This window comes from Shewanella sp. SR44-4 (assembly GCF_014163715.1).
In the GTDB taxonomy this organism is placed as follows: Bacteria; Pseudomonadota; Gammaproteobacteria; order Enterobacterales; family Shewanellaceae; genus Shewanella.
The window spans coordinates 45,931-59,387 of sequence record NZ_JACJDU010000034.1 but is presented as its reverse complement, the minus strand read 5'-3'; the positions used below and the strand labels follow the sequence as shown (position 1 = coordinate 59,387).

9 protein-coding genes are annotated in these 13,457 nt (G+C 42.5%); 7 read left to right on the top strand and 2 right to left on the bottom strand.

Annotation, left to right across the window (positions count from 1 at the left end; all coding sequences use genetic code 11):
* Positions 1–282 precede the first annotated feature (282 nt).
* From H5125_RS15260 to H5125_RS15245, 4 genes are all read left to right on the top strand, one after another.
* Positions 283–543: a hypothetical protein gene (locus H5125_RS15260; protein WP_182744671.1), complete on the top strand. Its 261-nt coding sequence runs from the start codon at positions 283–285 to the stop codon at positions 541–543.
* Positions 544–935: 392 nt separating this feature from the next.
* Entirely contained in the window at positions 936–1,520 is a 585-nt protein-coding gene (locus tag H5125_RS15255; protein WP_162024200.1) for a TetR/AcrR family transcriptional regulator, read from the top strand.
* A 60-nt stretch (positions 1,521–1,580) separates the two neighbouring features.
* Positions 1,581–2,171 carry a C40 family peptidase gene (locus H5125_RS15250; RefSeq protein ID WP_101088656.1) on the top strand — a complete coding sequence of 197 codons (591 nt, stop codon included), beginning with the start codon at positions 1,581–1,583 and terminating at the stop codon, positions 2,169–2,171.
* A 152-nt stretch (positions 2,172–2,323) separates the two neighbouring features.
* Positions 2,324–3,355 carry a LacI family DNA-binding transcriptional regulator gene (locus H5125_RS15245; RefSeq protein ID WP_101088655.1) on the top strand — a complete coding sequence of 344 codons (1,032 nt, stop codon included), beginning with the start codon at positions 2,324–2,326 and terminating at the stop codon, positions 3,353–3,355.
* Between the two features lie 164 nt (positions 3,356–3,519).
* On the opposite strand, the gene gtfA is transcribed toward H5125_RS15245, so the two are convergent.
* On the bottom strand, positions 3,520–5,001 hold the full coding sequence (gtfA, locus tag H5125_RS15240) for a sucrose phosphorylase (protein WP_182744670.1): 1,482 nt from the start codon (positions 4,999–5,001) through the stop codon (positions 3,520–3,522).
* 187 nt (positions 5,002–5,188) lie between these two features.
* Between gtfA and H5125_RS15235 the strand changes: the two genes are divergently transcribed.
* From H5125_RS15235 to H5125_RS15225, 3 genes are all read left to right on the top strand, one after another.
* Complete coding sequence (locus H5125_RS15235) at positions 5,189–6,409, top strand: sugar MFS transporter (RefSeq protein ID WP_162024198.1); 1,221 nt, start codon at positions 5,189–5,191, stop codon at positions 6,407–6,409.
* Between the two features lie 282 nt (positions 6,410–6,691).
* Positions 6,692–9,088 (top strand): TonB-dependent siderophore receptor, encoded by a 2,397-nt coding sequence (locus tag H5125_RS15230; RefSeq protein ID WP_182744669.1) that lies wholly within the window; start codon positions 6,692–6,694, stop codon positions 9,086–9,088.
* 147 nt (positions 9,089–9,235) lie between these two features.
* Entirely contained in the window at positions 9,236–10,195 is a 960-nt protein-coding gene (locus H5125_RS15225; protein ID WP_182744668.1) for a carbohydrate kinase, read from the top strand.
* 88 nt (positions 10,196–10,283) lie between these two features.
* Here the strand turns inward: H5125_RS15225 and H5125_RS15220 are convergent, their stop codons facing one another.
* The gene (locus H5125_RS15220) at positions 10,284–13,448 is read right to left on the bottom strand and encodes an efflux RND transporter permease subunit (protein ID WP_409085828.1); all 3,165 of its coding nucleotides are present in this window, start codon (positions 13,446–13,448) and stop codon (positions 10,284–10,286) included.
* Positions 13,449–13,457 lie beyond the last annotated feature (9 nt).

Below are 13,457 nucleotides of genomic sequence, written 5' to 3'. Positions count from 1 at the left end.
AATCTCATTAAATATCTGATCAGTTCAGAGTCTCTCAGGTTTTTTAATTCAAGGCGCATTGATGTAGAAATGGCTGTTCCCTTTTAAATCGATGCAACACAGAAGTGGAATACCTGAGAGACTCCATTCTGGCGGGTTTCAAAGTACTTTATGCTGCGTTAGATGTTTTCAAAATAGAATCACTATTCGCTTCAATCATCTGCCTTGCCTACAGTACTTTGAACTCCCGCTGAAAGATCACATATTTAATAGGATTGGTATAACTTATGGATGCATTTTTCTGTGACAAACCATGTGATAAAACCGCTGTTAAATGTCATGCCGTGGTTGGCTTTGGCTAGTGTGTTACTGCTATCTGGCTGTGGCAATGTGTTGTGCCAAGCACAAACCGATAAAGAAGTGGATCCCCTCAAGCAATATGAAGCCCAAAAGCGTTGTGAACAGTTGGTAGATAAGCATATGGACAATAGCTATCGTGATGGACGTGATGACAATATGCCGTTATTACAAGAGTCGATAGCCAATAATACCCATAGTGATTAATGCTGTTTTATTCAGAATGGTTCAAGCAATTTCTTACCATCTATTGACAGTCTTATTCGTTCTACTTTGCGTAGGCTTTTTTCTTATCAGAAACCTGACTGATGTTAATTACCTTTATTTTATGTTGAACACTTCTGTGGAGAAAACTGGGTTTAACGCAGCCGTATTAATAGATAATTGTTTGTTTCAAGGTCCGCTTACTGAGCTTAAGTTTTGTCGGAAACATGTTTAGGTTGTGTATATAGATGATGGGTTGATACGGAAGTTGATCATTAAATAATTAATTTAGTAGAACAATTTATAGATAAAAGCACATGTTTTTGTTTGTTAACAACTAAAGTTAGCCGACTGGTCTATTCTTAGTTATCCTATCACTAAAAAAGGGAGGCTAAATGAATAAAAGTGCAGCGAGTAGACAGTCAATATGCGTCGTAGGTGAAAAGCTTTTTGCGTTACACGGTTATAGTGCAGTGGGGATTAAATTGATTCTCGACGAAGTGGGTATTCCTAAAGGTTCTTTTTATCATTACTTTGCCAGTAAAGAAGCATTTGCCGCAGCCGTGGCCGAACATTATTTCCAGCAACGTATTCAACCTATCGCTATCGATTCAAGCGTAAACTTTAAAACCAATTTATCTACTGTGCTAAATGGATATCATCAACTCATTGACGAGCTGTTTAGTGGCAGTGAACCACGCGGCTGCTTGATGGGTAACTTGATGGTAGAGGTCAGTAGTCAGTCGCCGCAACTGCATCAAACCTTGAATCAGCTTTATGATCAATGGATCGGCCTATTGAGTGCACTTATTCAACAAGGGCAGCAACAAGGGCATATTCGTGCGGACTTACCGGCATCAACGTTAGCGAGTGTTTTTTGGTCAAATTGGCAAGGAACTATGCTACGCTGCCAAATTAAAATCGATAAAATGGCAGCTAAACGGGCTTTAGTGCAGTGCATACAAATGATGACTCGTTAACGCTAAGCGGTGCGGCGGTTATTTTTATTGTGTATTGCGGCAAAAATATTTATATTTCGGATGATTTTTCGGGGTTTGGAGTGGGTTGAATTGGCTAAAAGATTATTGTTTAGTTGTTTAGTGCTGTTGTTATCTGCATGTGCGTCTTCGCCTGCTGTGGTTATCGCGTCTAAGCCCGTGGTGGTTCCTCCCATGCTTAAGCCAGAACCACCTAAGTGGAGTGAGTCAAACCTACTGAGTTTTCATAATCAATGGAAAGGCACTCCATATCGTTTAGGTGGCCTGAGTAGAAATGGCGTAGATTGTTCAGGGTTTGTGTATTTGGCCTACTTGAATATTGTTGGCGACAAGTTACCTCGTACCGTGAACTCGCAACGTATTTTAGGTAAAGAAATACCGCGTAATCAGTTAAAAACTGGCGATCTCGTTTTTTTCAAAACCACCCGAACCGTTCGTCATGTCGGTATTTACATGGGCAATGACCGTTTTTTACATGCCTCGACTAAAAAAGGGGTAAAAATTTCGAGTTTGAATAATATCTATTGGAAACCTCGTTTTTGGTTTGCAAAACGCTTAAAAAACCCAACTGTTGAGCAAAATATGTCGATCGCTAGTCTTGTTGATCATGTTCAACAGCAAGACGATTTATAATTTGGCAGCAGTTTAACTAGCTGGTGCCGTTTTTCGCTTAAACGCTAGGCCAGTATCTGAAATTCAGATTTGATGTTCTACCGCCTAGCGTCAGTATATTCATGTTATTTATAGCTATTTTAGGCTAACGCCACGACATAAACGGACCCACTATGCCAGACTCCAAGCATTGGACCTTAAAAAGTATTGCCAAAGAATTAGGTGTGTCGAATGCGACGGTATCTAATGCGTTTAATCGTCCAGATCAGTTGTCGGAAAAACGTCGAATAGACATTCTAGCTGCCTGTAACGAGCTCGGATATTTTGGACCGAATAAAGCAGCGCAATCTTTAAGGCGTGGCAAATTTGATACGGTAGCATTAGTGTTGTCGGACAGTATTGAATACATGGTGTCTGATCCCGTGGCCAGTAAGTTTATGAAAGGCGTTGCGGCAGTTTTTGAGCAACATAAAATTAATTTACTGTTGTTTTCTGGCAGTTCTGACAATGTGAATGGCGTAAATGATTTTGTCGATGGTTTTATTTGCTATGGTCGCCCCCGCAATCGTTTATTGGCCGAGCAATTAAAAAAAATCCGTAAAAAAGTGGTGACGGTCGACTTTAATATTCATCGTAGTGCTTCGGTGAGTATCGATAATAAAGCCGGTGCCTATGAAGTGGCTAAATTGGCAATTCAATCTGAGCAAGATCAGGTCGCAATTCTTGGATTACGCTTGCTCGACACTCACTTAACCTGCCGCGTGTATGATATTCATTCTATGGAAATCGACACTTCAGTAGCACATCAGCGTTTGCAAGGCTATTTGGATGCCATTGGTGATACTGGGGTTAAGCTTGGTGATGATCGCATTTGGAATATTCCTGAAAGTAATGCCGACTTTGCTGCTATAGCAGCCAAAGAAGCGCTTAATTGTGTACCGCGTCCGAATGTATTTTTGTGCATGAGTGACCTCATTGCCTTGAGTTTAATGCGCGAGGCAATCCAACAAGGTTTGCGGATCCCTGAAGATATTCGAGTGGTGGGTTTTGATGGTATTGATGAAGGCTCACGAGCTATCCCGCCGCTGACAACCGTGTTCCAGCATTCAGAACAAAAAGGCCGTAAAGCCGCAGAAATGTTTATTGCTGATGCCCATCATGCTGAAGTGTTAGGTTATGAACTTTCTCGTGGTGGTAGTTGTTGATGTAATATTGATGACCGGACGATTCTTGATACAAACAGTTTGATACAAACAGTTCGATACAAATAGTTTGATACAAACAGTTCGATACAAACTGTTTGTATCGATACCAACAAGGCGCCTAATTAGGCGCCTTGTTTACGTTTAAGCTTAAATCAAACGGCAGATTATCCGCGGTGTTTAGCCAGTAAATCAGTCAGTACAATGTGAGTCGATTGCTGGGCTTCAACGATGTTGATATGGGCTTCTTTGCTGGCAAAATTAACGCTTAACTTGGCTGAACTGTCGCCATGCACCCAACAAAGATCTAACTGATTAGCCTGGTTTGTCATGGTGAACTCACCATTAAAGGCATCGACTTTATTGCGTAGAGTGATCAGCTCACATAGCGCTTTAACAACCGGTTTTTGCATGGCAGTTTGAATGTCGCTTACCTGTAGATAAGGGCGGTTAATGTCGCGACCTACTTGAGTTTGATTCAGCAATTCCATGGCATTAGGCACTGCCAGTAAACCGGTGTAATACACCTGCGGAATACCTGGAGCAAAAAATTGCACGCTTCGAGCGATTAAATAATCAATGTCATTTTGGCCAAGCGCATCGTAGTAGGTGCAATTAACTTGATATAGATCGACATTGCTGGCTGCCGCGCCCGTTGCTTGTAAGCTTTCACCTTTGCTATTGCTATGGATGCGGTTAACTAAGTTATCAATTTCTGCCGCTGTTAATAAACCTGCTTTATTGCCGACCGGGCCAGCGTCAATAATGCCAATGCCGTCATGAGTATCTAATACCGTGACACAGTTGCGTGGGGCAATGGATAGCCAATGGCTTAATGCACTGGCATCTTGGCTAAATAAACTGTGGAGAATCAATGGCGGCAGCGCAAAGTCGTACACCATGTCTACGCGCTTAGCGATATCGAGCTGGGTCATGTAATGCGAGTGAATTTCGGCAAGGGTGGTCATGCCTAGGCTGTTGGCTTTTTTGGCTAACTCATCGACAAATTCAAATGATTCTTCAATCATAAAACAGCTAGTGCCTGGTTTTTTAATGGCATAACCCGCAGCGTCAAGACGAATAAGATCGACTTTGCTTTCATGAAAACGCGTTAGCACCTTGTTTAAATGTGCCTGACCTGCAGCGGTATGCACATTAATATCAATTTGATTTGAGGTAAAAGTCGTCCAAAACTCGGCTTGTGTACCGTCGGCGAGTTTATAGGTGGTGAAACAACTCCCCGGACGTGGGCGATAAATTTTAGCTTGGTTTTCTGCGCTTAAACCGTCTGGAAATACGCTATCTTTGGTTAAAAATAAATCCCAATAAACAGAGTTTTTGCCGTTGGCAAGCACGTCTTGAAACTCGGTAGATTCTGCTGACATGTGGTTAACGATTAAGTCGGCCATGATGTCGTATTGTTGGCCAATCTGCTTTACGTCATTCCAATCACCAAGACGTTCATCTACTTTTGCATGGTCTATAGGGTCAAAGCCAGCATCGCTGCCGTCAATCGGATAATAAAAAGGTAACAGATGTACGCCACCAAAGAGATCATGCAGTTCTGTGTCGAGAACCTGTTTGAGTCCTTTTAAGTCTGAGTGCGCTATACGATCTACGTAAGTGATCAGCTGAACATTATTTTTCATGTTGGTGACTCTTAAAGTAAGTATTTAAAAAAACTTAATCGATTAAGTTGTATATTTAACCAATATGAAACATTATTCAAGGGCTTTGTTTAAATATTGAATTCGTTTTCTGTGGGAGAAGACGAATGTGTCGCCATAAATAGACTGTGTGACCACAAAGAAAACATATAACAATAAGGTGAAAAGTATGGTTAACCATATGAAGGGTAATGAGAATAGTGGTAACACTAGGATAAGAATACTAACATATTTAATGTTTTTTATGTTCGCGATGACTTCTGATGCGGTGGGAGTGATTATTCCTGAGCTGATTAACACATTTGATTTATCGATGTCTCAAGCGAGTGCATTTCATTACATGCCAATGCTATTTATCGCATTAAGTGGGCTATTTTTGGGTTTTCTGGCGGATAAGTTAGGCCGAAAAATAACAATTTTAATTGGCTTACTGCTGTTTGCGCTAGCCAGTTTTATGTTCGCATTAGGTGAGTCATTTTATTATTTTCTATGTTTGTTAGCGTTAGTGGGTATTGCTATTGGGGTGTTCAAAACGGGTGCGCTAGGATTAATTGGTGATATTTCAACAAACTCAAAACAACACTCAAGTACCATGAATACCGTCGAAGGCTTTTTTGGTGTGGGTGCCATGGTCGGCCCGGCGATTGTCAGCTATTTATTGATAACAGGGGTGTCGTGGAAGTATCTGTATTTTGGTGCAGGGGTATTTTGTTTAATATTATGTTGGTTAGCTTATAAGGCTGAATACCCGCAACTTAAGCGCTCATCTACTCAAGATATTAATCTAGCCAGTACGTTTAGCATGATGAGGAACCCTTATGCATTGGGCTACTCTTTAGCGATTGGGCTTTATGTTGCTACTGAAGTGGCCATTTATGTATGGATGCCGACGCTATTACTCAACTATGAAGGTGAGTTGGCATTAATCGCGACGTATGCATTAACAATCTTTTTCACATTACGGGCACTGGGACGTTTCTTAGGTGGCTGGATCCTCAATCGATACAGTTGGCAGCAAGTGATGTTTTGGTTCAGCCTAGCAATTAGCCTATGTTATTTAGGTGCAATGATGTATGGCATTTCTGCGGCGGTTATTTTATTGCCTTTATCAGGCTTGTTTATGTCAATGATGTATCCAACATTAAACTCTAAAGGGATCAGTTGTTTCCCTGTTGACCAACATGGTTCGGTTGCTGGGGTTATTTTATTCTTTACTGCGCTTTCTGCTGCATTAGGTCCATTGTTGATGGGAGTGGTAGGCGACATATTTGGTCATGTTAAATACGGGTTTTATTTAGCAACTGGCTTTGCATTTATGTTGTGCTTATTAGCAGCCTACAATCTGCTTCGTGATCCGTCAGGACATTTATTGACCGCTGACGCTAAATAATGAACCTCTGCGATTATAAATATTTAAGCTAATAAACATCTACTTAGACGATTTTTTAATCCTGTTAACGATAATTGAACATAAATTGTACTTGCAATTTACTGTTTAGTTGCTAACTTGTAACTTAATCGATTAAGTAAAGGCTTGAATTTAACTTTAACCTTAACCTTTTGACTCGCTACTGAGCTAGTTTGGGGGGCTTAGTTCGATTGATGAATATATTACTGATGTTGTTATGGGGAGATAAGACAACATCAATACACTCTATGTGGGGACATAAAAATGATAATAAGCACATCTAAAAAATTTGTATTGAGTACGCTAGCGGTGATGGTCAGTTCGAGCTTGTGGGCTGCTGAAGCAGATACTGCGGAAACCAAGAAAGACGCCATTGGCCTTGAGCGCATTGTGGTAACGGGTGTAGCCCGTGGTACACGTGTAATGGACTCGAGCGTGTCGGTGAGCAGTGTGTCGCCAGAAGATTTAGCGATTAGCTCACCTCGTTCATCAGCCGAAGCGTTCCGTATTATTCCGGGCATGAAGGTTGAATCGACTGGTGGTGAAGGTAATGCCAACATTGCGGTACGTGGTTTACCTGTTGCCTCTGGTGGAGCTAAATTCTTGCAAATTCAAGAAGATGGCTTACCTATTTTACAGTTTGGTGATATTGCATTTGGTAATGCGGATATTTTCTTACGTATTGATTCTACAACACAAACTATTGAATCAATCCGTGGCGGTTCAGCATCAACAGCTGCCAGTAATGCACCAGGCGGTATTATTAACGTCATCAGTAAAACCGGTACCAGTGATGCTGGCAGTATTTCATCTACTGTGGGTCTAGATTACGATACTTTGCGTACTGATTTTGAATACGGCACCAGCATTAATGACTCGATGCGTTTTCACATCGGTGGCTTTGTGCGCACCGGTGATGGTCCGCGTGACCCTGGTTACACCGCAAACAAGGGTGGCCAAATTAAAGCTAACTTAACCAAAGAGTTTGATTCTGGTTATGTGCGTTTATATGTAAAGCACTTAAATGATAAAAGCATTGGTTATTTGCCGATGCCAATGTATTCCGATGGCAGCTCAATACCTGGATTTGATGCTCAAGCTGATACGGTTCATTCGGCTAACATGTTATCAACCCTTCGCTTGGATGCTAACGGCAATATTAGCCGTGGTGATATGCGTGATGGTATGAATCCGATTGTTAACTCGGTGGGACTAGAAGCCTCATTTGATTTAGGTGACGATTGGTTAGTAGAAAACCGTTTCCGTATCTCTGATGTTAGCGGTAATTTTATGTCGTTAATGCCAGCAGAAGTGGGCAACAGCTCAAGTATTGCTAGCAGTATTGGCGGCGCAGGCTCGACACTTATTTATGCTAACGGCGCTAAAGCAGGCCAAGCCTTTGACAGTGACTTAGCAATGCGGGTGCACAGTTTTGATGTGACCATGAATGACTTTGGCTCTATCGTCAATGACATGAAATTAACCAAGACCTTTGACGATTCTAACGTCACTTTTGGTTTTTATACTGCTACACAAAATATCAATATGACGTGGATGTGGAACTCTTACTTAATGGAAGTGCAAGGTGATAATGCCGCACTTTTAGATGTGGTTGCCGCAGATGGTACGTCTTACTCTGATAATGGTTTATATGCTTATGGCGTGCCTTATTGGGGCAATTGTTGCCAACGTAATTATGATTCAGACTACACCATTAAAGCCCCGTATATTGCTGCGTCATCTAAGTTTGGCGATTTATCGTTAGACGGTAGCGTGCGCTATGACTCTGGCGATGCCAGTGGTTACTATGCGGGTAATGTGCAATCACAAGTGGACATGAACCGTGATGGGGTGATTTCTCAGCCTGAGTTAAGTGTGTCGTCAATTGATAATGCTAACCCACAGTTAGTGAATTATGACTGGGGATACTTATCTTACTCATTAGGTGCTAACTACCAAGTGTCTGAAGATTTAGCTGCATTTGGTCGTATCAGCCATGGTGGCCGTGCTAATGCTGACCGTTTATTATTTGGTAAGGTGAGTCCTGATGGTTCAGTTTCTGACGAAGACTCAGTGGATGAAGTAGACCAGTACGAAGTGGGTGTGAAGTATCGTTACGATAATATGTCGGTATTTGCGACAGCATTTTACTCTGAAACCGAAGAGCAAAACTTTGAAGCCACAAGCCAAATATTCTTTGACCGTAAATATGAAGCCAAAGGGATTGAGCTAGAAGGTGCTTACTACGTTGGCGATTTCGACTTCCGCGGTAACGTAACCTGGACCGATGCTGAAATTGTTAAAGATGCCCTTAACCCAGGCGTAATTGGCAACACACCACGTCGCCAAGCAGATTTTATTTACTCTCTAATGGGCCGTTATAACTTTGATAAAGGCTCTGTTGGGGTCAATTTGATTGGTACCACTGAGTCTTATGCTCAAGATAACAATGACCTAAGTTTTGATGGTTACACTCAAGTCAATGCGTTTGCGTCGTACCAGCTAACCGATATGTTATCGGTCGCGCTTAACGTCAATAACTTGTTTGATACTGTCGGTATTACCGAAGCTGAAGAAGGTTCGGTACCCGATAACAATATTATTCGTGCCAGAACCATTAACGGCCGTACAACCAGCGCCACCGTTAAGTACGAGTTTTAATCGTTTATTGTCATTGCCTTAGTTGTAATCAGCTAGTTTTAGTCAGCTAGTTGTAGTCATCTTATTTGCAATGGTATTGGTTGCATTAGTTTTTAGAAATCCCTGTTAACAAGCCCATGCAAATGGGCTTTTTTTTGGACATTTTATATGAGTACATTATTGAGTTTTGGTGAAGTATTAATTGATCTATTGCCAGTGGGCCATTCTGGTTTAGTGCACGAGCCGATCCCTGGCGGCGCGCCAGCCAATGTGGCCGTGGGGTACGCAAAATTAGGCGGCAAGAGTTTTTTTGCTGGTGGCATTAGTGCTGACCATTATGGCGTGATGTTGCAAGATGCCTTGGCAGCACAAGGTGTGGATGTCAGTTGTTTAACAGTAGTGCCAGATGCTGCTACTGCCACCGTGTTAGTCAGTTTAGATGCTCAAGGGGAACGGTCGTTTAGCTTTAATCGGCAAAACACTGCCGACATGCTATACCGTGAAGCTGATTTTGATACTATCGATTGGTCTCAAATTGATATTTTTCATCTTTGTTCAAATACATTTACTGAAAAGGCCATTTTCACCGCGAGTCTCTATGGTGCTAAAAAAGCGCATAAAGAACAAACGTTAGTCAGTTTTGATGTCAATTTACGCTTGTCACTATGGCAAGACACTCGGCTGTTATCGGCTCGAGTAGAGCAATGTTTTGGTTACACACACCTGTTGAAAATGAGTAAAGAAGAAGCACTCTATTTGGCTCTGGAGCGTGGGGTATCATTTGACGATTATTTAGCATTCTGTATTGCGCAAGAGGTGAGGTTAATTTTGGTCACCAATGGTGCTGAGTCCGTTTTATGCCACAGTGCTGAGTTTTCCTTTGAGTTGCCGGTGCCTAAAATTGTGGCCATAGATACTACTGCCGCCGGAGATAGCTTTGTTGCGGGGTTCTTATTTGAACTCGGCCGTGATGAAGGATATTTTACTCCTGGGCCTTTAGTGCAAAAATTGCTTAATCGAGTGAACGTTCAAACTGCTGCCGAGTTTGCGATTAAGTGTGGTGCGATAACGTGTACGACAAAAGGTGCTTTTCCTGCGCTGCCCGTTTTGGCACAAGTGCAATTGTGAATCAAATTTGTGTAAATGAGTTATTGAGCAATAAAAAAGAGGTCACCTAAGGTGACCTCTTTTTTTTATCATTGAATCAATAACGCGGTTAATCGTGCGTTATGGCCGATTCGGCTAACTCGGTTTTATTTTTGCCACGTTTTGCGAGGGCATAATAAAACAGTGGCGTTAAGATAAGGCCAAAAATAGTCACCCCAATCATGCCTGAGAATACTGCAACACCCATTGCTTGACGCATTTCTGAACCAGGTCCGCTAGAAAAAACCATCGGTACCACCCCCATAATGAAGGCTATCGAGGTCATTAAAATAGGCCGTAAACGTAAGCGACCGGCTTCAAGTATGGCCTCCAATGGTTCCATACCATCATCTTGTAACTCTTTGGCAAACTCAACAATTAGAATGGCATTTTTGGTTGCCAGCCCCACCAGTACAATTAACCCAATCTGGGTAAAGATATTGTTATCTCCACCGTAGATAAGTACCCCTGTTAATGCCGATAACAGTGTCATTGGGATAATCAGAATAATGGCTATTGGTAAGCTTAAACTTTCATATTGCGCGGCTAATACCATAAACACTAACAAGATAATTAATGGGTAAATATAGGCGCCCGCATTGCCTGCCAAAATTTGTTGGTAGGTGATCTCAGTCCACTCGTAGGTCATACCGTTAGGTAGGGTTTCAGCTAAAATCTTTTCAATGGCAGCTTGCGCCTCACCGCTACTAAATCCTGGAGCAGCGCCACCATTTAATTCCGCAGTGGTAAAGCCGTTGTAATGCATGACTCGGTCTGGACCAGATGAATTGGTGACATTAATAAATGAACCAATAGGCACCATTTCACCTTGGTTGTTACGTACTTTTAGTTGGGCAATTTGTTCAGGCGTTTGTCTAAACTGCTCATCTGCTTGTACGTTCACTTGATAAGTTCGGCCAAACTGGTTGAAGTCGTTGGCGTAAACCGAACCCATATAACCCTGCAGGGTGGAGAACAATTCGTCTAACGACACCGATTGCTGCTTGGCTTTAGTACGATCGATGTTCACTTCAAGTTGTGGCACATTGACTTGATAACTCGAGAATACTCCCGCTAGCTCTGGCGTTGCCCATGCTTTTTGCATCACTTGCATGGTCACTTTATACAACTCTTCGTAACCGTAATTAGCACGATCTTGAATTTGTAATCTAAAGCCACCAATTGTGCCTAAGCCTTGCACTGGCGGTGGCGGGAAAATCGCAATAAATGCGCCGTTAATCGAGGCAAATTTTTGATTTAACGCGGCAGCAATAGCACCTGCTGATAATGATGGATCTTTGCGATCGGCAAAGTCATCCAGCGGGGTAAACAAAATGGCGCTGTTAGTACTATTGGTAAAGCCATTAATGCTTAAACCAGGGAAGGCTACAGCATGGGCGACACCAGGTTGCTCAAGTGCAATACGTGACATTTCTTTCACGATAGCTTCAGTGCGATCTAATGATGCAGCATCAGGTAGTTGGGCAAAGGCAATAAGATATTGTTTATCTTGCCCAGGCACATAACCTGTTGGGGTATTGGCAAACTGTAAGCCTGTTAAGCCGACTAAACCGATATATAAAATACCAATGACAGCACCAAAACGAATGATTTTCTTCACTAACCAGCCGTAACCGTTAGACATACGCGCAAACATGCGGTTAAACGGATTAAATAACCAGCCTCCGAGCAGTTTATCCATACCACGGGTCAGCATATCTTTTTTCTCGTGATGACCTTTAAGCAATAATGCCGATAAAGCAGGGCTAAGGGTTAACGAGTTAATTGCCGAAATAAAAGTGGAGATGGTAATGGTTAGCGCAAACTGTTTATAAAACTGTCCGGTTAAGCCTGACATAAATGCCGTTGGAATAAATACCGCCGCCAGTACCAATGTGGTGGCAATAATCGGACCGGTCACTTCTTTCATTGCCTTTTGAGTGGCAGCAACGGGCGATAATCCGTCAGAGATATTTCGCTCAACGTTTTCAACTACTACAATCGCATCATCGACCACGATACCAATCGCCAGCACTAAGCCAAACAGTGATAAGGCATTCAGTGAGAAGCCCATTAGGTGCATAAAGGCGAATGTACCCACAAGTGATACTGGAACCGCCACTAATGGAATAATGGATGCGCGCCACGTTTGTAAAAACAACACCACTACTAATACAACCAGCAATAATGCTTCAACCAGTGTTTGTACCACAGCTTTAATTGAGCCACGCACGAACACGGTAGGATCATAAACGATGTCGTAGGTTAAGCCTTCTGGAAATGACTTAGACAACTCAGCCATTTTAGAACGGACATCATCAGATATTTGAATCGCGTTAGAACCCGAGGCCTGGAACACAGGTAATGCAGCCGCGTCTTTATTGTCTAACATTGAGCGTAGGGCGTAAGTCGATGCACCTAATTCAACCCGGGCAACATCTTTTAAACGAGTGATCTGACCTTGATCACCCACTTTAACAATAATGTCTTCGAACTCTTCAACGTTGGATAAACGGCCTTTAACGTTAATCAGTAATTGGAAATCACTGTCGCCACTAGGTTGCGCGCCTAAACTGCCGGCTGCGGCTTGTTGGTTTTGCTCACGAATAGCGGCAACAATATTGCTCGGTGATAATCCGATTGCCGCTACTTTATTAGGGTCTAACCACACACGCATGCTGTAGTCGCCAGCGCCAAACACACGCACAGCACCCACACCGGTAATACGGGCTAATTCATCTTTTACTTTTAATACCGCATAGTTAGACAGATACAACATGTCATAACGATCGTCGGGCGAGGTTAAATGCACCACCATGGTTAAGCTAGGTGATGACTTTTCGGTGACTATGCCTAAGCGTTGTACTTCTTCTGGTAAACGAGGTTTTGCTCGTTCTACCCGGCTTTGGACTTGGGTTTGAGCTAAATCAACATCAGTACCAATAGCAAAGGTGATGGTTAGCGTCATGCGCCCATCGGACGTGGCTTGCGAAGACATGTACAACATGTTTTCTACGCCGTTAATCTCTTGCTCTAGCGGAGATGCAACGGTTTCAGCAATGATTTTAGGGTTAGCACCTGGGTAGTTTGCCGTAACAACTACCGTTGGCGGCACCACTTCAGGGTATTCGGTAATGGGTAATTGCCATACTGCTAGCGCGCCTGAAATAAAGAACAGCAGCGACAGAACAGCGGCAAAAATTGGTCTTTTAATAAAGAATTGAGACAACATTATGTGGTTTCC

Coding starts and splice junctions, on each gene's coding strand:
- H5125_RS15255 (WP_162024200.1), top strand. CDS start 936: ATGAATAAAAGTGCAGCGAGTAGACAGTCAATATGCGTCGTAGGTGAA.
- H5125_RS15250 (WP_101088656.1), top strand. CDS start 1,581: ATGATTTTTCGGGGTTTGGAGTGGGTTGAATTGGCTAAAAGATTATTG.
- H5125_RS15245 (WP_101088655.1), top strand. CDS start 2,324: ATGCCAGACTCCAAGCATTGGACCTTAAAAAGTATTGCCAAAGAATTA.
- gtfA (WP_182744670.1), bottom strand. CDS start 5,001: ATGAAAAATAATGTTCAGCTGATCACTTACGTAGATCGTATAGCGCAC.
- H5125_RS15235 (WP_162024198.1), top strand. CDS start 5,189: ATGGTTAACCATATGAAGGGTAATGAGAATAGTGGTAACACTAGGATA.
- H5125_RS15230 (WP_182744669.1), top strand. CDS start 6,692: ATGATAATAAGCACATCTAAAAAATTTGTATTGAGTACGCTAGCGGTG.
- H5125_RS15225 (WP_182744668.1), top strand. CDS start 9,236: ATGAGTACATTATTGAGTTTTGGTGAAGTATTAATTGATCTATTGCCA.